Origin of the sequence: Micromonospora sp. NPDC093243, from assembly GCF_044753725.1 — a bacterium.
GTDB lineage: Bacteria > Actinomycetota > Actinomycetes > Mycobacteriales > Micromonosporaceae > Micromonospora.
On record NZ_JBIVNT010000006.1, the window covers coordinates 370,516 to 392,040 of the forward strand.

At 72.2% G+C, this 21,525-nt stretch carries 22 protein-coding genes; 6 read left to right on the forward strand and 16 right to left on the reverse strand.

Annotation, left to right across the window (positions count from 1 at the left end; all coding sequences use genetic code 11):
- Position 1 precedes the first annotated feature (1 nt).
- Positions 2–2,449, reverse strand: coding sequence for a glycosyl hydrolase 2 galactose-binding domain-containing protein (locus ACIP9D_RS22330; RefSeq protein ID WP_350875014.1), 2,448 nt, complete (start codon positions 2,447–2,449; stop codon positions 2–4).
- 83 nt (positions 2,450–2,532) lie between these two features.
- Positions 2,533–3,369 (reverse strand): copper resistance protein CopC, encoded by an 837-nt coding sequence (locus ACIP9D_RS22335; protein ID WP_350875012.1) that lies wholly within the window; start codon positions 3,367–3,369, stop codon positions 2,533–2,535.
- A 102-nt stretch (positions 3,370–3,471) separates the two neighbouring features.
- Here ACIP9D_RS22335 and ACIP9D_RS22340 point away from each other — a divergent pair, with 102 nt between their 5' ends.
- Both ACIP9D_RS22340 and ACIP9D_RS22345 read left to right on the forward strand, forming a co-directional pair.
- Positions 3,472–3,930: a hypothetical protein gene (locus ACIP9D_RS22340; RefSeq protein WP_350875010.1), complete on the forward strand. Its 459-nt coding sequence runs from the start codon at positions 3,472–3,474 to the stop codon at positions 3,928–3,930.
- Positions 3,931–3,936: 6 nt separating this feature from the next.
- The gene (locus tag ACIP9D_RS22345; RefSeq protein ID WP_350875008.1) at positions 3,937–5,298 is read left to right on the forward strand and encodes a hypothetical protein; all 1,362 of its coding nucleotides are present in this window, start codon (positions 3,937–3,939) and stop codon (positions 5,296–5,298) included.
- Between the two features lie 46 nt (positions 5,299–5,344).
- Here the strand turns inward: ACIP9D_RS22345 and ACIP9D_RS22350 are convergent, their stop codons facing one another.
- The 6 genes from ACIP9D_RS22350 to ACIP9D_RS22375 form a co-directional block, all read right to left on the reverse strand.
- Complete coding sequence (locus ACIP9D_RS22350; protein WP_350875006.1) at positions 5,345–6,097, reverse strand: zf-HC2 domain-containing protein; 753 nt, start codon at positions 6,095–6,097, stop codon at positions 5,345–5,347.
- An 80-nt stretch (positions 6,098–6,177) separates the two neighbouring features.
- On the reverse strand, positions 6,178–6,747 hold the full coding sequence (locus tag ACIP9D_RS22355) for a sigma-70 family RNA polymerase sigma factor (RefSeq protein ID WP_350875004.1): 570 nt from the start codon (positions 6,745–6,747) through the stop codon (positions 6,178–6,180).
- Between the two features lie 148 nt (positions 6,748–6,895).
- On the reverse strand, positions 6,896–7,522 hold the full coding sequence (locus ACIP9D_RS22360) for a response regulator transcription factor (RefSeq protein WP_350875002.1): 627 nt from the start codon (positions 7,520–7,522) through the stop codon (positions 6,896–6,898).
- The gene (locus ACIP9D_RS22365; RefSeq protein WP_400450840.1) at positions 7,519–8,742 is read right to left on the reverse strand and encodes a sensor histidine kinase; all 1,224 of its coding nucleotides are present in this window, start codon (positions 8,740–8,742) and stop codon (positions 7,519–7,521) included. The genes ACIP9D_RS22360 and ACIP9D_RS22365 overlap by 4 nt, the downstream gene beginning before the upstream one ends.
- 53 nt (positions 8,743–8,795) lie before the next feature.
- Positions 8,796–9,251: an ABA4-like family protein gene (locus tag ACIP9D_RS22370; protein WP_350874998.1), complete on the reverse strand. Its 456-nt coding sequence runs from the start codon at positions 9,249–9,251 to the stop codon at positions 8,796–8,798.
- Positions 9,248–10,174, reverse strand: a complete 927-nt coding sequence (locus ACIP9D_RS22375; RefSeq protein ID WP_350874996.1) for a hypothetical protein — start codon at positions 10,172–10,174, stop codon at positions 9,248–9,250. Before ACIP9D_RS22375 ends, ACIP9D_RS22370 begins: the two co-directional genes overlap by 4 nt.
- 166 nt (positions 10,175–10,340) lie before the next feature.
- On the opposite strand from ACIP9D_RS22375, the gene ACIP9D_RS22380 reads away from it, so the two are divergent.
- The gene (locus ACIP9D_RS22380) at positions 10,341–11,090 is read left to right on the forward strand and encodes a glyoxalase (protein WP_350874994.1); all 750 of its coding nucleotides are present in this window, start codon (positions 10,341–10,343) and stop codon (positions 11,088–11,090) included.
- Between the two features lie 49 nt (positions 11,091–11,139).
- On the opposite strand, the gene ACIP9D_RS22385 is transcribed toward ACIP9D_RS22380, so the two are convergent.
- Entirely contained in the window at positions 11,140–11,781 is a 642-nt protein-coding gene (locus ACIP9D_RS22385; protein ID WP_350874992.1) for a CG0192-related protein, read from the reverse strand.
- A gap of 175 nt (positions 11,782–11,956) precedes the next feature.
- Between ACIP9D_RS22385 and sthA the strand changes: the two genes are divergently transcribed.
- Positions 11,957–13,360, forward strand: a complete 1,404-nt coding sequence (sthA, locus tag ACIP9D_RS22390; RefSeq protein ID WP_350874991.1) for a Si-specific NAD(P)(+) transhydrogenase — start codon at positions 11,957–11,959, stop codon at positions 13,358–13,360.
- A 114-nt stretch (positions 13,361–13,474) separates the two neighbouring features.
- Here the strand turns inward: sthA and ACIP9D_RS22395 are convergent, their stop codons facing one another.
- From ACIP9D_RS22395 to ACIP9D_RS22410, 4 genes are all read right to left on the reverse strand, one after another.
- Positions 13,475–14,083, reverse strand: a complete 609-nt coding sequence (locus tag ACIP9D_RS22395) for a hemerythrin domain-containing protein (RefSeq protein ID WP_350874989.1) — start codon at positions 14,081–14,083, stop codon at positions 13,475–13,477.
- A gap of 169 nt (positions 14,084–14,252) precedes the next feature.
- The gene (locus ACIP9D_RS22400; protein ID WP_400450843.1) at positions 14,253–15,092 is read right to left on the reverse strand and encodes a manganese catalase family protein; all 840 of its coding nucleotides are present in this window, start codon (positions 15,090–15,092) and stop codon (positions 14,253–14,255) included.
- Between the two features lie 184 nt (positions 15,093–15,276).
- Complete coding sequence (locus ACIP9D_RS22405) at positions 15,277–15,735, reverse strand: hypothetical protein (RefSeq protein ID WP_350874985.1); 459 nt, start codon at positions 15,733–15,735, stop codon at positions 15,277–15,279.
- Positions 15,736–15,738: 3 nt separating this feature from the next.
- Positions 15,739–18,171: a nitrate reductase gene (locus ACIP9D_RS22410; RefSeq protein ID WP_350874983.1), complete on the reverse strand. Its 2,433-nt coding sequence runs from the start codon at positions 18,169–18,171 to the stop codon at positions 15,739–15,741.
- Between the two features lie 260 nt (positions 18,172–18,431).
- Here ACIP9D_RS22410 and ACIP9D_RS22415 point away from each other — a divergent pair, with 260 nt between their 5' ends.
- The gene (locus ACIP9D_RS22415) at positions 18,432–18,956 is read left to right on the forward strand and encodes a YetF domain-containing protein (protein ID WP_350874982.1); all 525 of its coding nucleotides are present in this window, start codon (positions 18,432–18,434) and stop codon (positions 18,954–18,956) included.
- Between the two features lie 125 nt (positions 18,957–19,081).
- Here ACIP9D_RS22415 and ACIP9D_RS22420 read toward each other — a convergent pair whose 3' ends face one another.
- The 3 genes from ACIP9D_RS22420 to ACIP9D_RS22430 form a co-directional block, all read right to left on the reverse strand.
- Entirely contained in the window at positions 19,082–19,489 is a 408-nt protein-coding gene (locus ACIP9D_RS22420) for a four-helix bundle copper-binding protein (RefSeq protein ID WP_350874980.1), read from the reverse strand.
- A 104-nt stretch (positions 19,490–19,593) separates the two neighbouring features.
- A complete protein-coding gene (locus ACIP9D_RS22425; protein WP_350874978.1) occupies positions 19,594–19,752 on the reverse strand; it encodes a hypothetical protein in 159 nt (52 codons plus the stop codon).
- A gap of 268 nt (positions 19,753–20,020) precedes the next feature.
- Positions 20,021–20,377, reverse strand: coding sequence for an STAS domain-containing protein (locus ACIP9D_RS22430; protein WP_350874976.1), 357 nt, complete (start codon positions 20,375–20,377; stop codon positions 20,021–20,023).
- A 318-nt stretch (positions 20,378–20,695) separates the two neighbouring features.
- Here ACIP9D_RS22430 and ACIP9D_RS22435 point away from each other — a divergent pair, with 318 nt between their 5' ends.
- On the forward strand, positions 20,696–21,397 hold the full coding sequence (locus tag ACIP9D_RS22435; RefSeq protein WP_350874974.1) for a GAF and ANTAR domain-containing protein: 702 nt from the start codon (positions 20,696–20,698) through the stop codon (positions 21,395–21,397).
- Positions 21,398–21,525: the final 128 nt, after the last annotated feature.

Here is a 21,525-nt window from a genome sequence, read left to right on the forward strand (position 1 = left end):
GTCAGGTGGGACGTCCCTGCCCCACCAGGTCGTTGACGCAGCGCAGCACCGGTCGGGTGGTGAGCGCCGCCGGGTCCAGCGCGACACCCGCCCGCACGGTGAAGGTGGCGGACTCACCGGGTAGCAGGGTGACCAGGGCGTCGTCCACGGTCGCCGCGGGGTCGAGCCGGTCGGGGAAGAGCGCCAGGTCGCGCAACACCGTGCGGGCGGTGATGTGCACCCGTTGGGCGTCGCCGATCTGCTCGACCACGGCGTCCCACGTCGCCGGCGGCCAGGCGGTCTCCTTGTCCTCGGTGAAGAACCAGAGCGCCCGCCCGGCTGGCTCCCCGGCGTCGGCGACCAACAGCTCGTGCCGGGCCTCGTCGGGTCGGGCCAGCTCCGCGGGCAGGACGAGGGTGACCGAGGAGTACGCGGGCACGTCCAACTCCAGCGAGGTCTTCGCCCGTGGCTCGCCGCTCAGGGTCAGCCGGGTCACCGCCGCGCCGGCCCGCCAGTCGGTGGGCCCGTCGTTGACCGCGACCAGCGCCAGCCCTTCGCCGCGTGGCTGCACGGTGAGCAGCCGGTCGGCGTACGCGCGGCGCAGCGCGTACCAGAGCGGCTTGCGGCGGCCGTCGCCGTCCACGGCCGACCAGGAGGTGACCGGCCAGCAGTCGTTGAGCTGCCACACGATGGTGCCCATGCAGACCGGCCGGTGCGACCGGAAGTGCTCCACCCCGAGCTGGATGGCCCGGGCCTGGTTGAGTTGGGTGAGCCAGTGCCAGTCGTCGAAGTCGCGCGGCACGGGCAGGTGGGCGTCCAGTCCCCGCCGGAGCTTGGCGTCGCCGTCGGCGGCCTTCTGGTGGTGGGCCATCCCGGGGGAGTCGTGCGCGAGGGGCTCGTCCGACAATGCCCGGCGCAGCGTGGCGTACGCGGGGGGCGCCTGGTAGCCGAACTCGGCGACGAACCGGGGCAGGTAGGCCCGGTAGCGGGTGTAGTCGTGGGTGTTCCACACGTCCCAGATGTGGGTGGTGCCGTGCGCCGGGTCGTTCGGGTGCAGGTCCTCGCCACCGGACCACGGGCTGCCCGGCCAGTACGGTCGGGTCGGGTCCAGCTCGGCGACGATCCGGGGCAGCAGTTCGAGGTAGTAACCGCGCCCCCAGGTGCGGCCCGCGAGCGGCTCCTGCCAGTCCCAGTCGTGCCAGGCCCAGATGTTCTCGTTGTTGCCCGTCCAGAGCACCAGGCTGGGGTGGGCGGCCAACCGGATCACCTGCTCGCGCGCCTCCGCCTCGACCTCGGCGCCGAACGGCTCCTCCTCCGGGTACGCGGCGCAGGCGAAGAGGAAGTCCTGCTGCACCAGCAGCCCCAACTCGTCGGCGAGGTCGTAGAAGTCGTCGGACTCATAGCGGCCGCCGCCCCAGACCCGCAGCAGGTTGACGTTCGCCGCGGCGGCCTGGCCCAGCCGCTCGGCCAGCCGATCGCGGGTGATCCGGGTGGGGAAGACGTCGTCCGGGATCCAGTTGACCCCGCGGACGAAGACCGGCACGTCGTTGACGTGCAGCGCGAACGGCGAGCCGTGCGCGTCGGGCGCGGTGTCCAGGCGGACCGAGCGGAAGCCGATCCGTCGGGACCAGCTGTCCAGCGTCCGGCCGTCCGGCCCGAGCAGGGTCACCTCCAGCGGATGCCGGGCCTGCTCGCCGTATCCGCGCGGCCACCAGCGCGCCGGCTCGCGGACGGTGAGGGCCAGCTCGGTCGCGACCTCGCCGGCCGGGATCGTCGCGTCGACGGTGGCGCCGCCCACCGCGGCCCGGACGGTCACCGGCTCGCCGGACGCCCGCTCGATCGAGACGCGCAGCTCCACCCGCCCGTCGGCGCCGTCGAGCGTCACCAACGGCCGTACGGTCGCCAACCGGGCGGTGGACCAGGCGTGCAGGCCGATCTCCTGCCAGATGCCGGCGGTGACCAGCGTGGGCCCCCAGTCCCAGCCGAAGTTGCAGGCCATCTTCCGGATGAAGTGGAACGGCTCCGGGTAGGCGTTCGGCCGGTCGCCGAGCCGGTCCTGGTGCGCCTCGGCGTAGCGGTAGGCGGAGTCGAACCGTACGGCCAGGGTGTTGTCCCCGGGTCGCAGCAGTGACCGGACGTCGAACCGGTAGCCGCGGTGCATGTTCTCGGTGCGCCCGACCTCGACGCCGTTGAGGGTGAGCGTGGCCAGCGTGTCCAGTCCGGCGCAGACCAGGTCGACCCGGTCGTCGGCACCCGGCTCGTGCCGGAACGTGGTCCGGTAGACCCAGTCGGTCCGCCCGATCCAGGCCAGCCCGCGCTCGTTGTCGTCGAGGAACGGGTCGGGGATCAACCCGGCGGCGAGCAGGTCGGTGTGCACGCACCCGGGCACGGCGGCCGGTACCGTGCGCCCGGCGATCCCCTCCGGGACCTGCGGCCCGGGCACCGCCTCCAGCAACCATCCATCGTGCATCGGGATCACGATGTCACCGCCCTTTTCCCTGGTCCGAACCGAAGCCGTACGGGCCGCGCCAGCGCCTCGACGCGGCGTCCGCGTCAGCGCCGGCGCGGGCGCCCCTTCGCGCCGGCGGTGCCGGTGCGCCCGCTCATCTTGGCGGGCCGCCGCGCGCCGGTGGCGGGGGACCCCCGCCTGGCGGCCGGCGTGGGGGAGGGACGGCGGCGTGCGGCGACGACGACGACGGCGGCGACGACGGCCAGGATGATGCCGGGCACGAGCCATGGCCCGATGCCACCACCGGAGGACGAGGTCGCGGCGTCCGCGGCGGCCGGGGTGTCCGACGCCGCCGCCGGCGCTCCGGCCGTCGCGGAGCTGGCGGGCGTGCTGTGGCCGCCCTCCACCAGGGCGAGCAGTTCGGGGGCGGGATCGTTGGTCGGTGGCACCCAGCCGGCCGGTGCCGAGGTCGTCGGACCTCGGTAGTCGAAGGTGACCGCGCCGCGTACCGGTTCGCCGTCCGAGGCCACCGAGAGGTAGCTCGCCGTGTAGCGGCCGGTGGCCGGCCAGTGCGCCACCGACACCACGGCGGGGAACCCGACGTGGTAGAGCCGGGGTTCGAACGTGCCGTTGACCAGGAAGTACTCCTGGACCGGCTTGTCCAGGCGCTTCGGCTCCCCCTGGGACCAGTTGCTGTCCACCCGGGTTCCACCCGGGCCGCTGATGGTGAAATGGGCGTTCGCCGCGGGCTTCTCGGTGAAGTAGAGCTTCAGCTCGGTCAGCGGCTGCTTGACCACGCTGCCGGTCAGCGGGGTGGAGGTGGCGAGCTGCCCGTGCGCGGACGCCGGTGTCGCCGGCAGCACGATGCCGGCGAGCACGACGGCCAGTGTTGCCGCCACCCGGGCCAGGAGGTGACGGAGAGTGGTCGTCGTCGATTGCATTCGTTCATGATGGTCATTCCCCGGACGTCGAACAAGACGTAAAGTTCATGATCCCGACGGTCAGATCAACATCCGCCCCTTCGCGTCGTTCGGAGCCCGCCCGTGTCCGTGCGTACCCCTGGCGTCGCCATCGCCGCCGCGCTCGCCAGCCTGTTGCTCGCCGGTTGTGGGGGTGGCGCGGACGAGCCAGCCGCCACCGCCTCGCCGGTCGCCCCCAGCACCAGCGTCGCCGCCCCGACGACGACGGCGGCGGCCGCCTCACCCACTCCGGCGGTCACCACGCCGGCGGCGTCGCCGGTCGACAAGCAGATCACGGTGACGGTCGCCAAGCGCCGCGTCGACCCGCCGACCGGCCGCGTCACCGTCGCCAAGGGTGACCTGGTGCGGATCACGGTCATCTCGGACGTCCCCGACGAGCTGCACGTGCACGGCTACGACCTGGGTGCCCGACTGCCGGCCGGAAAGGCCGGGTCGGTGGAGTTCCGCGCCGACCGGACGGGCCTGTTCGAGGTGGAGACGCACGAGACCGAGCTGGTGCTCTTCCAGCTCGTCGTCCGCTGACCCGCCGTGGACGCCCGTTCGGTGCTGGCCCACGGCGTCGGCGGACGCCAGGACCTGCCGCTCTCCCTGGCTCAGCTGGTCGTGGCGGCCGCGATCACCCTGGTGATCACCTTCCTGGCGTTGGGGGTGCTCTGGCGCGAACCCCGCTTGGACGCCAGCGGTACGGCCGGTCGGCCGGTGCCCGCGCCGCTCACCCGGATCGTCGACGCCGCCGCCACCCGCTGGGTGCTGCGCGGGCTCGGCCTGCTCCTGGCCGGCTGGTTCTGTGTCGGTCTCCTCGGGGGCCCGGACACCCCGGACAACCCGACCGCCGGCGTTCTCTACGTGCTGGTCTGGGTGGGTCTGGTGCCCGCGTCGCTGCTGCTCGGCCCGGTCTGGCGGGCGGTCAGCCCGTTGCGGACGGTGTATCTGGTCGCCGTCGGGCTGCTCCGTCGTGACCCGGAGGCGGGGTTGCGCGCCCTGCCGTCCGCGGTCGGGCTGTGGCCGGCGGCCGTGGGGCTGTTCGCGTTCGTCTGGCTGGAGCTGGCCGCGCCCGAGCGGGCCACCCTGCCGGTCATCGGCGCCTGGCTCGTCGGCTACACCATCTTCCTGCTCGCCGGCGCGGCGCTCTACGGCGCGAACTGGTTCGCGCGCGCGGACCCGTTCGAGGTGTACAGCGCGCTCATCGGCCGGCTCGCGCCGGTCGGCCGCACCGCCGACGGCACGCTCGTCTGGCGCAACCCGCTCGACGGCATCGCCGGGCTGCGCCCGGAGCCCGGGCTCGTCGCCGTGGTGACCATCCTGCTCGGCTCGACGATGTTCGACAGCCTCTCCAACGCTCCCGGCTGGCTGCGGTTCGGCCAGGAGAGCGGCCTACCGGCGGTGGTGACCGGCACCGGCGGGCTGATCGTGGTCATCGGCGCGGTCGCCCTGGCCTACCTGGCCGCCACCCGCGGCGCCGCCCGCCTGGGCGGCTCCGCTGCGCGAGCCGCCGGCGGCGTGGACCCGGTCGCGCCCGGGCGGGTGCCGGGCGAGCTGGCCCACTCCATCGTGCCGATCGCCGTCGGCTACCTCATCGCGCACTACTACTCGCTGCTGATCCTCGAGGGGCAACGTACGATCGCAATGCTCTCCGACCCACTGGGCACCGGCGCCGACTGGGTGGGCACCGCCGGCTGGGAACCCCGTACCGGCCTGATCACCCCGGACGGCGTCGCCGCCCTGCAGATCACCGTCATCATCCTCGGCCACCTGCTGGGCACCCTGCTCGCCCACGACCGGGCGCTGCACCTGTTCCCCCGACTCCGGGCGGTCACCGGGCAGCTGCCGCTGCTGGCGCTGATGGTCGCCTACACCGTCGCCGGCCTGCTCCTGCTCTACGCCGGCTGAACGCCGCGGGAACTGCCGCCGAGGCTCGAAACCGCTCCGCGAGGGATCAGGCCGCGCGCCGGCCGGAGGCGTGGGCGGAACCGGGGTACGGCGACGGAAGCAGCCGCAGCGCCGGCGGTTCGGGCTGCGGTTCGCCCGGGAGATGCCACTGCGCGCCACCGGAGTGGTCCCGCTCGGCCGGGCCGCCCGGGCGCAGCCCCGGGCGGGACAGGGCGACGACGATGGCGTAGCCGGCGAGCAGGAACCCGTGACTGACCAGTCGGCTCGTGTCCACCCGCCCGGTCACCATGTCGTTGACCGACAACAGCACCAGCGTGGCGACGAACGCGCTCAACATCGGCACCAGACCGGTGGGCGGCGTACGCCGGGTGGCGACGAAGAGGAACCCGGCGCCGACGGCGACGTTCCAGGCCGCCGACTCGTGCCACAGGTGCCCGGAGGCCAGTGCGCCGGCCGCCGCGTGGGCGTGCGCACCCGTCGCGCCCCGGCCGATCTGGGCCAGACCCACCAGCAGCTGCAGTGCCCCGACCAGCCCCAGGGCGGCGCGGAGGGTGAGCACCAGCCGGTGGCGGCGGCGTGGCGTCCGCGCGGGCAGCGCGCCCAGCACGACGTCGGTGAGGTCCGGGCCAGGGACGCTGACCGACAGCCGGGCCCGCCGGGTCACCGCCGCCGCTTGGTCGAACCACGTCCGGCAGTCCCGGCACTCCGTCAGGTGGGTCTCCGCCGCCGCGCGCTCGGCGGCCGTCTCCTCGCCGTCCAACTGCGCGGACAGCATCTCGCGCCACTGCTCACACCCCATGTACGGATAGTCGGCGCACAGCGCGCGTTGGTTCCCGCGACTTCCGCAGGTCGAGGCAGGTCAACAGGGACGCGCCGGGCTCACCCGGTCGCGTCGCCGCCCCGTCGCCCGCCGGAACCCGACCGGCTCCGCACGGCGTAGACGAGCTCCTCCCGGGCGCGGGCCACCCGGGAGCGGATGGTGCCGACCGGGCAGCCGCACACCTCGGCCGCCTCGGCGTAGGAGAGGCCGAGGACCTGGGTGGCGACGAACGCCTCACGCCGCTCGGCCGGCAAGCCGGCGACGAGTTGTTCCAGCACCACCTGCTGGTCGAAGCCGCTGCGCGACACGTCCGGCGTGTCGTAGCCGTCCGGCATCCACACCGTTCGCGGGCGAGCCATCACAGCGCGTAGGTGATCGGCGGCGACCCGGCGTGCGATGGCCAGCAACCAGGTGCGCGCCGACGACCGACCGGCGAAGGACGGCAGCGCCCGCACGGCCCGCAGGAACGTCTCCTGGGTCAGGTCGTCCGCCTCGGCGGGGGAGACCAGCCCGGCGAGGAAGCGCCGAGCCTGCTGCTGCGTCGCCCGGACGAAGCGGGCGGCCGCCTCCCGGTCGCCCCGACCGGCGGCCAGCGCCCACGCGGTGATCTCCGCGTCGTCGTCCGCCATCCGGCACCTCCACGCGAGACCGCTGCCCGGCCGGAACCGACAGCAGCCACGACAGCTCGTAGTAGTAGCTGGGCGGAAGCGTACCGCAACGAAGGCGCCGCCAACCGCACTGCTGGGGCCGCGACCGAATCGGAGCGATCAGCGCGGGTCACGCCCCGCGGGCGAACAGGGCCAGGCGTACCCGGTTGGGGCTGTCGGTCTTGGCCATCAGGTTGGTGATGTGAGTCTTGACCGTGGTGACGCCGATGTGCAGCCGGTCGGCGATCTCCGCGTTGGACAGGCCGTCGGCGACCAGGTCCAGCACGTCCTGCTCGCGGGCGGTCAGCCCCTGCACCGACCGCGGCGCCTCGGCGCGGGCGTGCACCGCGCGTTGGACCAGGCGCTGCAGCACCTCGTGACTGAACGGGCTGTCACCCACGGCGGCTCGGCGGATGCCGTCGAGCAGGTCGGCGGGGGGTGCGTCCTTGAGCAGGAACCCGCAGGCACCGGCGGTCAGCGCCGGATAGAGATGATCGTCGTCGCCGAACGTGGTCAGCACCAGCACACGGGTGGCGGGGTGTTCGGCGAGGATCCGGCTCGTCGCGGTGATCCCGTCCACGCCCGGCATGCGCAGGTCCATCACGACGACGTCGGGCAGGAGCCGCGCGGCGAGGGAGATCGCCTCGCGGCCGTTGTCGGCCTCGCCGACCACCTCGATGTCGGGTTGGGCGTCGCAGAGCATGCGCAGCCCGGCGCGGATGAGGTGCTGGTCGTCGACCAGCAGGACGCGGATCACGCCGGCTCCGGGGCGGGCGAACCGGACGGTGCTTCGAGCCCGCGGGCGACCGGCGCGCCGGTGGGGGAGGCGGTAGCCGTCGGCACGGAACCGGCGGTGACGACCGGGGCCGGCAGGACGGTGCGGACCCGCCAGCCGGCGCCGGTCGGGCCCGCCTCCAGCCGGCCGCCGAGGACCTCGACCCGCTCGCGCATACCGGTGATGCCGTGACCGCCCCCGGGCGGCACCGCCGCGGGCGCCTGTCCGCGCCCGTCGTCCTGCACTTCCCAGTGCAGGGCCCCGTCGCGCACGGCGACCACCAGGCGGGCCAGCGCGGCCGTGCCGGCATGCTTGGCCACGTTGGTCAGCGCCTCCTGCGTCAGGCGCAACACCGCGAGGCCGCGAACCGCGTCGAGCGAACCGATCGCCGGGTCGATGTCGGTCTCCACCGTGACACCGGCCTGGCGGGCGCGATCGACCGCCGCGCCGAGCGCCGCGGGGAGCGCCGACGGCTCGATGGCGGTCAGCGCCGCATCACCGCGTACCCCGTCGGGGTCGCGCAGGACCGCGACCAGCCGGCGCAGGTCCGCCAGGGCGGCGGTCCCCGTGCCGTGCACGTCGTCGAAGACCTCGCCCACCCGCGGCTCCAGGTCGGTGAGCACGTGCCGGGCCACGCCGACGCGCAGCACCATGGATGCCACGTGATGCGCGACGACGTCGTGCAACTCGCGGGCGATGGCGCTGCGTTCGTCGGCGCGCGCGGCCCGGTTCTCCGACTCCCGCCGCCGTTGCTCCTCCTGCGCACGCTGCACGGCCTGCCGGCCGAGCTCCCGGTTGGTCCGGATGACCAGGCCGAGCAGCAACGGCAGACCGACCTCCAGGGTCAGCCCGAAAACGCCCGAGGCGACCCGGCCGATCGGGTCGCCGATCGAATCGGTCAGGTCGACCCCGGCCAGCAGTGCGCTGCAGAGCCAGATGGTCCGTGACCGACGCGCCCGCATCGTCACCTCGAGCAACGCCCAGCTGGCACCCACCTGGTTGATCATGATGTCGTCGATCAGCGGGATCGCGACCGCCAGCAGCGCGGCCTGCGTCACCAGGTTGACCAGCGGCCGGCGGTGCAGCGCCAGCGCGGCGGCGAACCCGACCGCCGCGAGGATCCACTGTGTCGCGGTCGGTGGGTGCCCGGCCTGGGTGCCGAAGACCAGGTAACCCACGCCGCTGAGGTCGAGCAGCACCATCCGCACGAGCGAGTCCCGCACGTCGAAGAGTCGCCCCGCCCGTCCCACGGGGATCAGCCTAGGCGCTGCGGCTCGGGGGTACGAGCGACCGACGGACGCGGCCACCCGCTCCGGACCCCGAGGTAGGCGGCCAGGCCGAGCGGTCCGAGCAGGATCGTCAGCACCAGTACCGGCGCCATGATCAGTGCCGGCACCGCGCGTTCCCGGCTGTCGAGCCACGCCCACCGGCCGGCGAACAGATCGAACGCGATCAGGTGTGCCCAGGCCGCCGCCGCGCCGTCGGCGCTGCTGAGCAGTTCGCGCACGCCGTCCAGGGTGGGCGAGAGCACCGCCGGCAGCACCTCGCGGTAGGCCGGGATCACCAGCACCGCGTAGATCACCAGGACCGGCAGCACGATCAGCGGCGAGTTGATGATCCGAGCGGTCCACGACCAGCGCGGCAGCAGGATCATCAGCGCCCAGAAGGGCGCGGCGAACGCGAACGTCAGCGTGAACAACGTCGTGGTCATGCGGCCAGCGCCAGTTCCGGGCGACGTCGGCGCGCCACCACCAGGCCCGCCGCGATCGCGGTCGCGAGCACCAGGGCCGCCACCGCGGCCAGCGTCAGCGCGTCCGGGCGCAGCAGCGGCTGTCCGCGCAGGGCCTGCCAGGTCAGCAGGATCGTGAGTACGCCGTACGCCGCACCGGCGACGACCACGAGCCCCGCCCGGGTGCGCTCGTCCAGCCGGGTCAGGAACCGGTTGAGCAGGATCGCCAGGATCGGCAGCGCCTGCAGGGCGTGCAGGCCCACGAAGTGCCCGATGCGCAGATCTCCACCGGTGGTGCTCCAGCCGACCAACGGCAGTCCCGATCCGCCGTCCGGTACGCCGACGGCGTGCGCCCCGGAGATCCCGTCGATCCCCGGCTCCTGCATCGGCAGCACCATCGGTATCGCCGCCAGCATCCCCAGCAGGGACAGGCCGAGCCCCCACGCGACCGCGCGGGCGGCGACCCGGTCGGGAATGCGCCGGATCAGCACCACGATCCCGAGGAGGAGGTGCGCGACGAACAGCACCATGATCGCCGCACCCATCGCCGTGAAGAGGGCGGCGTTCAGGGAGCTGGTTCCGTTGAAGTGGCTCGTTTGCCCGCGCACGACCTGCCCGACGATCAGTGCCATCTCGATCACCGCCATCGCGACGATGACGGTGCCCGCCCACTCCGCGATCCGGCTGCGCCGCGGTAGCAGCGAGAGCATCCAGGCGAGGGTGGTGCCGTACGCCACGAAGGACACCGCGAACTTGAACGGCTTGAGCCAGATCGGCGCGCCGGTGAGGACGCGCGAGTCGACGAGAACGCCGACCGCGGAGACGACGGCGAGCACCGCCATCGCGGCGACGAAGAGCATCAGTGGGCGGTGCCAGTGTGCCGCCCGGCGCAGGTTGATGGTCATGCCTGTAGATGCTCGTGAACCCGGCCGCCGATAGCGTCCGACCGCGAGCCCCGGTTGCGACCGGTGGTCCGAGCGCCACCTCCTCCCCGGGTAGGAGGAAAGGCGGTCGTGCCTCTTCGTCGGCGCTGGCAAAATGGCCGGCCTGTCGACCGGACCGGGAGCGGCCATGACGACCAACGAGGATCGTGTCCAGCCCAACGAGACCATGGTGCCGCTGTTGCACTGTGTGTCGCCGGAGGAGACCCTGGCGTTCTGGCGGGCGCTCGGGTTCGAGGTGACCTACGAGCAGACGAAGCCGTACGTGTACCTGGCTTTCTGCTGGAGCGGTCTCCACCTGCACTACGGTCCCGCGCCGAAAGACCTGGACCCGGCGAAAGAGAACACCGGCGGCTGCCTGGTGATGGTCGACGCGGTCGCGGCCTACCACGCGGCGTTCACCGACGCGATGCGCGGCGCCTACGGCAAGGTGCTCGTCAAGGGCCAACCCCGGATAACCCGCTACCGGCCCGGCGCGTCGCGCTTCACCCTCATCGACCCGTCGGGAAACAGCATCATCTTCATCCAGCGCGGCGAGCCGGCGGAGCTGGAGTACGGCGGTTCGAAGCGGTTGCAGGGGCTGGCCCGGGTCCTCGACAACGCGCGGATCCTGCGCGAGTTCAAGACCGACGACCGGGCCGCCTTCCGGGCACTCAACTCGGGGCTGCGCCGCCACGGCGACGGCGCACCGGTCGTCGAGCAGGCGTTGGCGCTCGCCGGGCTGATCGATCTGTCCATCGGGCTGGGGGAGCCGGAGCGGGTGCCGGACTGGGGCACGCGACTCCAGACGCTCCCGTTGACCGCCGAGGAGCGGGAGCAGGTGCGGGCGACCGTCGCCGACCCTGCCGTGCTGGGGCCGTGGCTGCCGGAGGTGAGCTGATCAGCGGACGAGGGCCCGGGGTGCGGCGCCGCTCGTACCGTTCGCCGGGTCAGGAAGTCCGACGCGGCGCGGCGTACGCCAGCGGCAGGGGAGCGGGCTGGGTCTCCCAGGTGCCGGCCAGCCGGCTGCCGGGCAGGGCGGCGTGGTCACCGATCCGCCGGACGACGGTCAGTTCGACCGAGTCGGTGACGATCCGGGTCGGGTCGCCGTCCGCCACATGCTCGATCGAGCCGATCCGCGGGACGTCGGCCTGCTGCGGTCCGTCCGCGGTGATCGCCATGCTCGGCGCGCGAGGCTCGCGTCGGCCGTCCTGCTCGAAGTACTCCTCCGCCTGACCGGCGTTCGTGAGGATCGCGGTGGCCAGCGCCGAGGCGTAGACCGGGTCGCCGCAGGCGTCGTACACCCAGCGGCGGCCCAGCACGGAGTGCTCGCAGGTGCCGACGAGCCACGCCTCGGCGCCGTCCAGCGGCGCGCCCCGGTAGGTCAGCGGCACCTGGTGCACCGGCCCGGCGCCGGCCTGGACCAGCATGGTCTCGATCCCGACCTCGCCGGCGGGGTCGTCGAAGCGGTACGCCGCGACCCGTTCGAGGCCGACGCCCGCCTCGCCCTGGAACCAGGGGCGTGCGGGAAGCCACGCGGTCAGAAGCTCGATCTTCGTCGGGTGCAGTTCCGCCCGGTGCAGCAACGCCATACGCCGGATCATAGGGACCGCCGCCGCGGCAGGCGCGGGCCGGTGGCGCCGCCTGCCGTCACTCCCGCCGAGCGAGATCGGGTGGCGTCTGTGCGAAGGCGTGCGCGCCAAGCGGCCGGATGCCCGGGAGAACGGGGTCTGGCGCGCGCCGCGACATCTTGCGACGCTAACGCTCGTGTATGACTACGACCTGTTGGTGCTGGGTTCCGGACCCAGCGGTCAGAAGGCCGCGATCGCCGCCGCCAAGCTGGGCAGGCGAGTCGCCATCGTGGACCGCCGCGACATGATCGGTGGGGTCTGCATCAACACCGGCACCGTCCCCTCCAAGACCCTGCGCGAGGCGGTGCTCTACCTGACCGGCCTGAGCCAGCGGGACCTCTACGGCAGCAGCTACCGGGTCAAGGAAGAGATCACGGTCAGCGACCTGGCCGCCCGGACCCAGCACGTGATCAGCCGACAGACCGACGTCATCCGTAACCAGTTGGCCCGCAACCGGGTCGTGATGATCACCGGCACCGGGCGGTTCGCGGACGCGCACGCGGTCTGGGTGGACGGCGGCTCCGGGCGCGAGTCCAGGGTCACCTTCGACAAGCTCGTCATCGCCGCCGGCACCCGACCGGCCCGCCCGGAGAGCGTCGACTTCGACGACCGGACGATCGTGGACTCCGACGGCGTCATCAACCTCCAGGCGGTGCCCCGCAGCATGGTCGTGGTCGGCGCCGGCGTGATCGGCATGGAGTACGCCTCCATGTTCGCCGCCCTCGGTACGAAGGTGACCGTGGTGGAACGCCGCGACCGAATGCTCGACTTTTGCGACGAGGAGGTCGTCGAGTCACTCAAGTACCACCTGCGCGACCTCTCGGTGACGTTCCGCTTCGGCGAGGAGGTCGCCGCCGTGGAGAAGCACCAGACCGCCGCGCTCTGCATCCTGAAGAGCGGCAAGAAGATCGCCGCGGACACCGTGATGTACTCGGCGGGCCGTCAGGGCCAGACCGACGACCTGGCGCTGGAGGCGGCCGGCCTGGAGGCGGACCGGCGCGGGCGGATCAAGGTCGACGCGAGCTACCGCACCGCGGTGGAGAACATCTACGCCGTCGGCGACGTGATCGGCTTCCCGGCGCTGGCCTCCACGTCCATGGAGCAGGGCCGGCTGGCCGCGCAGCACGCCTGCGGCGAGCCGGTCCGGGAGATGCACGAGCTGCAGCCGATCGGCATCTACACGATCCCGGAGATCAGCTTCGTCGGAAAGACCGAGGAACAGCTCACCGAGAGCTCGACGCCGTTCGAGGTGGGCATCGCGCGCTACCGCGAGCTGGCCCGCGGCCAGATCGTGGGTGACTCGTACGGCATGCTGAAGCTGCTCGTGTCGCCGGACGACGGCCGGCTGCTCGGCGTGCACGTCTTCGGGACCGGGGCCACCGAGATCGTCCACATCGGGCAGGCGGTGATGGGCTGCGGCGGCACCGTCGACTACCTGGTCGACGCGGTGTTCAACTATCCGACGCTGGCCGAGGCGTACAAGGTGGCGGCGTTGGACGCCTCCAACAAGATCCGCAACATCACCCGGATCGACGGCTAGTAGCCGGCGCGATGGCTGGCTGACGACATCCGCATCCGGACCTTCGGCGAACGCGGCGTCGGCCAGCCCGCCGCACGCCGGCGGACGCGCTCCCGGACCGGGTCGGTCCGGTCGTCACGCCTGACGCCGCTGTGCGTGCTCGCGCGACTCCGTCTCGTCCCGGTGCGACTCTCGCCAGTCGCGCACCGCGTCGCGGACCCGGTCGAACAGGGCCATGGGTGGTCCGGCGACGAGGTTCGCCCTCGCGGATTCCCCGCTGTGCGGGTGTGGGCGGGTCGGCGCGGTGGCCTCCGCGGCCCGGAGCGCGCCGGCGAGCCGGTGCAGCTGTCCCGGGGAGGCGCTGCGGCGCAGGGCCGGAAATTCCTCGGTCTCCTCGTGGCTGGCGTGGCCGATGACGGCGTTCGCGAGCTGTGTCAGCTTCGCGTCGAAGTCCGGGTGCTCGGTGCCGAGGTCGTACAGCGCCGCCAGGTCGCGCTTGGCCTGGTCCTCTTCGCGCTTGCGCGGCTCCACCAGCGCGCTGCCGTCTTCGATCTTCCGTGCGGCCGTCGGGTGGACGACGATCTCCTCGGCGCTCTCGTGCACGGCGAGCAGCCGTACCAGGCTCTCGAACAGTTCGCGCTTTTCGGCGCCCTGCGCCCGGGCCACCTGGCCGAACAGGCTCTTGATCTCGTTGTGCTGCTCGACCAGGAGATCCAAGACATCTTGTTCACGACTCGCAGTCATCGCCCCACCTCCGTATCCGCGTGAACCGCGCCTTCCCGCGCCGCGAGCGTTCATGCCACCCAGCTGATCGCTGCCTGCCGGGGCCTCGCGGCGGGACGGGGCCTGGCCCGCCACCGTGGCGGCGGACCAGGCGTGGCGGGACGTTCCCCCGCCCGGCTGCTCGTGCTGGTCAGCCCCGCGACGGTCCCGGCATCGTGCCGTAGAGCCGGGGGTCCGCCGGGGGCAGCATGGGTGCGTCCGCGTGGGCCGTGGGGCTCGCCTGGTAGCTGAACTGTCCCTTGCCGTCCGGGGCCGGGCCGGAGGCCCAGCGTCCCTCCGCCGCCTCCTCGCCCTCGGAGAAGTTGATGTACTGGTAGGCGAACTCGGTCTCCTGCTCGGCATCCGGGAACGCCTCGGGGACCGGCATTTCCTCGAGCCCGTCCGCCTTGAGCTGTTCGATCGCGGCCAGCCACATGTTCTGGTGCATGGTGTCGCGGGCCAGCAGGAACCGCAGCATCTGCTTGACGCCGGGGTCGTCGGTCATGTTGAACAGCCGGGCGACCTGAAGTCGTCCTTGGGCCTCCGCGGTGACGTTGAGGTGGAAATCGGCGAGCAGGTTGCCGCTGGCGGTGATGAAGGCGCCGTTCCAGGGCACCCCGTTGCTGTCCACCGGCAGTGGACCACCGCCGGAGTGGATGAAGTGCGCCGGATTCGACCCGGAGTAGATCGCGGTGAGCATCGGGTTGTCCTCGGCTGCCGCTTCCTGGACCGACAGCGGCGCGCTGTCCAGCAGGCGGGCTATCATCGTGCAGATCATCTCGACGTGCCCCATCTCCTCGGTGCCGACATCGAGGAACAGGTCCTTGTACTTGCCGGGGAGCCGGCAGCTCCAGCCCTGGAAGAGGTACTGGTTGGCGACGGTCATCTCGCCCCATTTGCCGCCCAGCACTTCCTGCAGGCGGCGGGCGAAGGCGGCGTCGGGGGCGTCTGGCTTGGCCTCGAACTGTAGGTCCTTGACGTGGCTGAACACGGTGTCCTCCTCGTGGAAGTGCGTACCGTGCTCGTACCCGGTCGCCTGGCCTGGCCGGGCCAACCGGCGGCCCCGCCGGGCCAGTGGCCCCGCCGCGTCGGCTCGGGCGCGGGAGAGCGGCAGGACGCGACCGTTCACCGACCGATGACCAAGTGGGCCGGCGGTCGGGAACGGGCGGCGCCGGTCACTCGGCCACGACCAGGGCCTGCGGGGCGGCCTGTTTCATCCGGGTACGCAGCCACTTGAGCTGAATGGCGGTCTCCTCCTCGCAGCGCTTGACGACGGCCAGGAGTTCCTCGTCGCGGGCGCCGTAGGCGGCTTGGCCGACGACGGTCCAGGTGATGTCGCACTCGGCGGCCATCAGGTAGAGGTCCTGCAGGTCACGCAGCAGCCCGAGGCCGCCGGTCCGGGTGCCGGTGAACAGCTGCGAGTACAGCCGGTCGGGTTCGGTGGCGACGTCCTGCGCGTACCGCGCCGTGAAGGGCCGCAGCCGCTCGGCGTGCGCGTCGCAGCGTCGCGCCTGTTGCTGGCAGAGGTGGAAGATGTCCGGCTCCTCGGCGTGGGCGTCGCCCACCTGCCGGAACGCGCTGGCGAGGTTGGTCTGGGCACGGTGGAGCAGGCCGAGGTAGTGGGCGAGGTGCACGGCTCATCTCCTTTCGCTGACGGATTGCGCGGCCGGCCCGCCGACGGTGTCCGGCACCGAGCCGACGACGGGGGCGCTGCCGCCGACGGTGGGCGCCGGTGACGGCACGCCGCCGCCGTCGCCCAACTTGGTGACCGCGACGGCCGCCACCTTGAAGATGGGCTGCTTGGAGACCGGGTCCCAGGCGGTGAGGGTGAGTTCGTTCGCAGCCCGGGGTGTCCGGTCGTGCGGGTCGACGTCGAAGTAGCCGTAGTGGAACGGCAGGAACGCCACGCCGGGGCGAATGCCGCTGAGCCGGGCGCGGGCCTGAATGCCGCCGCGGGGTGAGGCGACGCCGACCAGGTCGCCCTCGGTGATGCCGAGCCGGCCGGCGTCGTCCGGGTTGAGCTCCACCCACACCTCCGGGGCAGCGGCATCCAGCTGCGGGGCGCGGGCGGTCTTGGTACGGGTGTGGAACTGGTAGACGGTGCGGCCGGTCGTGAGCAGCATCGGATGCTCGTCGTCGGGCACCTCCGGGGACGGCTGGTAATCGACGGTGTGCAGGAAAGCGCGGCCGTTCGGTTCCTTGGCGCGGTACTCCGGCTCGGTGAACTCGGCGCCGGTGGCGAGGTCCTGCCCGTAGGTCTCGCAGTAGTCCGGATCGGTGGGGAAGACGCCGTCGGAGTAGAGCCGTTCGGTGCCGTCGGGGTGCTCGTCGGTGCACGGCCACTGGATGCCGGAGCCGCCACGCAGCCGGTCGTAGCTGAGGCCGGTGTAGTCGCAGGGCCGGCCACGGCTGCACTCCTTCCACGCCTCGAACACCTCCTCCGGCCCTCGCCAGGGGATCAGCGGTCTGCCGTCACGGTCACGGAAGTCCATGCGGCGGGCGTAGTCGAGAAGGATGTCCAGGTCGGGGCGGGCCTCGCCGGGTGGTTCGACCGCCTTCTCGGAGAGGTGCACCGTCCGGTCGACGTTGGTGAAGGTGCCGGTCTTCTCGCCCCAGGTCGCGGCCGGCAGCACCACGTCGGCCAGCTCCGCGGTCTCGGTCAGGAAGAGATCCTGCACCACCACGAACAGCTCCGGCTGCTTCAGGATCCGCCGGATGCGCGACAGGTCGGGCAGGGACACCGCCGGGTTGGTGGCGGTGATCCAGAGCAGCTTGATCGAGCCCTGCTCGGCGTACCGGAAGATCTGCATGGCGTGTGTCGGCGGCGCCCAGTGCGGGATCATGTCGACGTCGACGTTCCAGAGCCGGGCCAGTTCTTCGATGTGCGCGGTGTTCTCCCAGTTGCGCAGCCCGGGCAGGTCGCCGTTGGCGCCGGCCTCCCGGGTGTTTTGCGCGGTCGGCTGGCCGTTCATCTGGTAGATGCCGGCGCCCGGGCGGCCGATCATGCCCCGGATCAGGTGCAGGTTGTTGACCGCGCAGGCCGCGGCGGTGGCCTGGTTGGACTGGTAGAAGCCCTGGAGCACGGTGGAGAGCAGCCGCTGCGAGGCGCCGAGCAGTTCGGCGGCGCGCTCCACGTCGGCGGCCGGCACGTCGCAGATGTCGGCGACCCGTTTCGGCGGGTAGCCGTCGACCACGCGGCACAGCTCCTCGAAGCCGATCGTGTGGGCCGCCAGGTAGTCGCGGTCGTACCAACCGCGGCGGATGATCTCGCGGAGCAGGCCGTTCATCAGCGCCATGTTGGTGCCGTTGCGCACCGCCAGATGCAGGTCGGCCTCCCGGGCCACCGAGGTCGCGCGCGGGTCCACAGCGAGCATCGTCGGCGGGTTCGGCCCGCGCCGGCGGTCCAGCATCCGCATCCAGAGCACCGTCTGGGTCTCCGCGGCGTTGTGCCCCCACAGGGCGATCGCGTCGCAGTGGTCGATGTCGGTGTACGAGCCGGGCTGACCGTCCGTGCCGAAGCTCGCCTTCAACGCCGCCGCCGCGGTTGCGGTGCAGAGCCGGGTGTTGCCGTCCATGTGCGGCGTGCCGAGGCCGGCCTTGCCGATGACGCCGAGGGCGTAGTACTCCTCCAGGAACAGCTGTCCGGTGGTGTAGAAGCCGAAGTGCCCCCAGCCGCCCGGGCCGTCGAGCAGTTCCTTCGACCGGGCGACGACCTGGTTCATCGCGGTGTCCCAGTCGGTCTCCACCAGCCGGCCGCCGTCGCGGACCAGCGGCCGGGTCAACCGGTCCGGGCTGTGGTTGGCCTGCCAGCCGTAGAGGTCCTTCGGGTCGAGCCGGCCCCGGTTCACCCGGTCCACCGCCCGACCTCGCACCCCGACGATCCGGCCGCCCGCCACCGCGATGTCCATCGCGTCGCCGTTGGAGTGCAGCACCGAGGCGGACTGCGCCCAGCGCTCGACGTCCGACTCGCTCCGGCCGTCGGCGAGGAAGCGGTCCACCCGCACCGGCCACTGCTCTCCCGGCCCGTACGGCGTGCGCTCACCCCACGGATCGGCGATCCGATCGACCACGACCCTCTCCTCTCCCCGGGGCACCCGTGGCCCGCCCTGTCACCCGGCGCTGTCCCCGTCCACCGGCGTCACCAGCGTCACCGCTCTGCCCGCTTCCCCGAATCGGTTACTTCTCCGGAATCCCGATCGTCACACCCATTGGGGTGGGGCAGTGCGGAACGTGCGAACTGGGGTGGTGCGTCTCGACGCCGGTGGCGCCGGTGCCGCGGTATGCCGAGCCGGCCTCGCATGGCCGGCGGCCACCCGGGTAGCCCCCGGAGGTGACGGACTGGGGGAAGGTCGTCGTTCCCGACACCCCGCTGCTGGAGATCGTCGCGCGGGGCAGTGCCATCTACCTGACCCTGTTCTTCATGCTGCGGGTCCTGCTCAAGCGGGAGAGCGGCACCACGGGCGTGACCGACCTGCTCGTCATCGTGCTCATCGCCGACGCCGCCCAGAACGGGATGTCCGACGACTACACCTCGGTGACCGACGGGATCCTCCTCGTCGCGGTGATCATCGGCTGGTCGTACCTGCTGGACGCGCTCGCGTACCGCTGGCCGGCCGCCGCGAGGATCATTCACCCCGGCTCTCTGGTGCTGGTGCGCGACGGCCGGATGCTGCGCCGCAACATGCGCCGCGAGCTGGTGACGGAGGAGGAGTTGCGCGGTCAGCTCCGCGAGCAGGGCGTCGAGGACCTCGCCGACGTGCACGAGGTGCGGATGGAGTCCGACGGGCAGTTCAGCGTCATCGTCCGCAATGGCAACACCCGGCACCACAAGCCTGGCAGGCGGAGGGCGCCGTGACCCGTCCGCTCCGGTCTGGCCGGCCGGGGCAGCCGGAGGCCACGATCCGCCTGGCGGAACGAGAGCGAAGAGTCGACCAGGATCCGCCGCGGCGGTGCAGCGGAACGTCGGCGGCGGTTCGCACGTCAGCTCATGGTGGCCAGCAGGTCCCGGCAGGCGCTCTCACCGGCGCGACAGGCGTCCGCGCAGATCCGACAGTGCTCGTGCATCTGCGCGTGCCGGGCGCACTCGTCCCCGCACGACTTGCAGGCGGTGGCGCACGCCTCCAGCAGGCTCCGGGTGAGGTTGGCGTCGTATCCGGTGTGCCGCGACAGCACCCGGGCGGTGGTGGTGCAGATGTCGGCGCAGTCCAGGTCCGTGCGGACACACTTGGTCAGCTCGGTGACCACGTCCTCGCTCAGACAGGCGTCCGCACAGGCGGTGCAGGTCTGGGCGCAGTAGTTCAACGCGTCGATCGCCGCGGCCAGCTTCGTCCGATCCAGGTTGATCGACTTCGGATACGCCTCGAGCATCGAGAGGCTGCTACTCGGCATGGCGAGTCTCCTTCCATCGCTGTTCGGCTCGGGTGTGTCTGTGGTCCCCGAAAGCACCGACGCCGGCACTCGAATCGAGTGCCGGCGTCCTCGGTGCAACTGGCTCAGCCCTTGGCCTGCCGCTTGGCCATCTGGGGATCGCTGCCCTTACCGACCCTCTTCAAGGCATCCCGCAGCTGGCCTTCGGTCATCTTCGAGTTGCCCTCGATGCCGGCGTTGTGAGCCCGCTGGCGCAGGTCGTGCAGCTGCTCGCGATCGGCCATGTCAGCCTCCCGATGCGTGTCGGGGTCTCCATCCAACCCCCGTGGACCAGTTGCCTTCCCCCGCCCGCCCGTGGCTAACGCCCGTGCGCCGTCACATCCACCTCCGAACCGCCAACGAGCGTCGAAGGCCGCACTACTGGAACGATTCCGTCGCCCACCGCACCAGCGACCGGCTCGCGGTTTGTGTTCGTACGGGTGGGCGTCCCCGATCATGCGTCGGTTGTCGAGTTCACGGGCAGGGACCGGAAACGTCGCCTCGCCCCGCCGGTCAACCGGCCGTCGTGCCACCTCGTGCTCCGCGGCCGCGGGAACCGAGGCGTAGGAACTCGTCGACGCCCGTGTCACGCAGGACGCGCGCGGTCACGCCGTGGGCGCCGCGGACGACGAAGCGGTGCCCGCAGCCTTCGGCCTCGTGGGCGACCGTGAGCAGTGCGGACACCCCGGCCGCGCAGCAGAAGGTGACCTCGCTGAGGTCACAACAGACGGTGGGATGCTCGCCCACGGCGGCCAGCAGACTCAGCAGCAGCGAGGGGCAGGTGTCCAGGTCGAGGTCGCCGGTCACGCGAACGATGACCGTGTCGGGGTGCGGGGAGGCTTCTTCGCCTGCCGTCAGCGAGGTGCTCACGTGCCGGCCTCTCGGTCGAGGAGAAGGTGGGCACGTGGCTTGACCCGGGAACCAGCTTAGGGCGGCGCCGGGGGTTGTGCCAGGTGCGACGCGGCCCGGCCGCCGGGCGCAGCCGGGCAGGGCGCGCGCGGGTATAGGCTCGGAGACCTGTGGCCGCTCCGTTCCGGTTGCGGCGAGCCAGCGTCGAGCGTCGACGTCGGTCCCGAATCCCGTCTCGTGGGTTCGTGCAGCGGCTCGCGACCGTGAGCCGCCACCCAGGACGCCCCGGGCCGTCTCCTGATCACCCGTGAGTGTGTCGTTAGCCGAGGACGTGACCTCGTGGCGCAGCCACCCCTCGACCCGACCGGTGCGTTGGCTGAGTTGGGTCAGATCAAACTGGATGCTCTGGACCTCGACGGGGTCCTCGGCCGGGTCGCCGAATTGGCGGAGCAGAACATCCCGGGTGCCGAGGGGGTGTCGGTGACGCTCCTGCGGGGGCACGATGCGCGCACCGCCGCCTTCACGAACGAGGTCGCCCGTGAGCTGGACGAGTGGCAGTACGAGCACAGCCAGGGCCCGTGCCTGGACGCCGCCACGACCGGGCACGTCCTTTCGGTGCCGGACACGGCCGCCGAGACGCGGTGGCCGGGGTGGGCCGAGCACGCCCGCTCCGTCGCCGGTAGCTCGCTCTCCATCGGCCTGCCGATCCAGGAAGCCGTGGTCGGGGCGCTCAACATCTACGGCCGCGAACCCGGCGCGTTCGACGACGACGCCATCACCGTGGCCAGGACGTTCGCCAGCTACGCCGCGGTGGCGGTGAGCAACGCCCACCTGTACGACGCCACGGCCACCCTCGCGCAGCAGATGCAGCTGGCCATGGAGAGTCGGGCCGTCATCGAACAGGCCAAGGGCATCATCATGGGGGAGCGGCGGTGCGGCGCCGAGCAGGCGTTCGCCATCCTCGCGAAGGTGTCCCAGGATTCCAACCGCAAGCTACGCGACGTCGCGCAGGCTCTCGTCGACCGGGCGGCGTCGGCGTAGCTCGCTCACACCTCACCCCGGCGGGTCGCACATCCGGGCGGACGTGCCGGGCGGGTCGGTACCGGGCGCGGCGACCGCACGGCGACGTTTCGTCAGCTTCTCACCGGGAACGGGCGAAAGACTGCCGA

Coding starts and splice junctions, on each gene's coding strand:
- ACIP9D_RS22375 (WP_350874996.1), bottom strand. CDS start 10,174: ATGACCATCAACCTGCGCCGGGCGGCACACTGGCACCGCCCACTGATG.
- ACIP9D_RS22395 (WP_350874989.1), bottom strand. CDS start 14,083: ATGACTGCGAGTCGTGAACAAGATGTCTTGGATCTCCTGGTCGAGCAG.
- ACIP9D_RS22365 (WP_400450840.1), bottom strand. CDS start 8,742: ATGGTGCTGCTCGACCTCAGCGGCGTGGGTTACCTGGTCTTCGGCACC.
- ACIP9D_RS22425 (WP_350874978.1), bottom strand. CDS start 19,752: ATGGCCGATCGCGAGCAGCTGCACGACCTGCGCCAGCGGGCTCACAAC.
- ACIP9D_RS22380 (WP_350874994.1), top strand. CDS start 10,341: ATGACGACCAACGAGGATCGTGTCCAGCCCAACGAGACCATGGTGCCG.
- ACIP9D_RS22335 (WP_350875012.1), bottom strand. CDS start 3,369: ATGCAATCGACGACGACCACTCTCCGTCACCTCCTGGCCCGGGTGGCG.
- ACIP9D_RS22385 (WP_350874992.1), bottom strand. CDS start 11,781: ATGGCGTTGCTGCACCGGGCGGAACTGCACCCGACGAAGATCGAGCTT.
- ACIP9D_RS22370 (WP_350874998.1), bottom strand. CDS start 9,251: ATGACCACGACGTTGTTCACGCTGACGTTCGCGTTCGCCGCGCCCTTC.
- ACIP9D_RS22355 (WP_350875004.1), bottom strand. CDS start 6,747: ATGGCGGACGACGACGCGGAGATCACCGCGTGGGCGCTGGCCGCCGGT.
- ACIP9D_RS22420 (WP_350874980.1), bottom strand. CDS start 19,489: ATGCCGAGTAGCAGCCTCTCGATGCTCGAGGCGTATCCGAAGTCGATC.
- ACIP9D_RS22350 (WP_350875006.1), bottom strand. CDS start 6,097: ATGGGGTGTGAGCAGTGGCGCGAGATGCTGTCCGCGCAGTTGGACGGC.
- ACIP9D_RS22330 (WP_350875014.1), bottom strand. CDS start 2,449: ATGCACGATGGATGGTTGCTGGAGGCGGTGCCCGGGCCGCAGGTCCCG.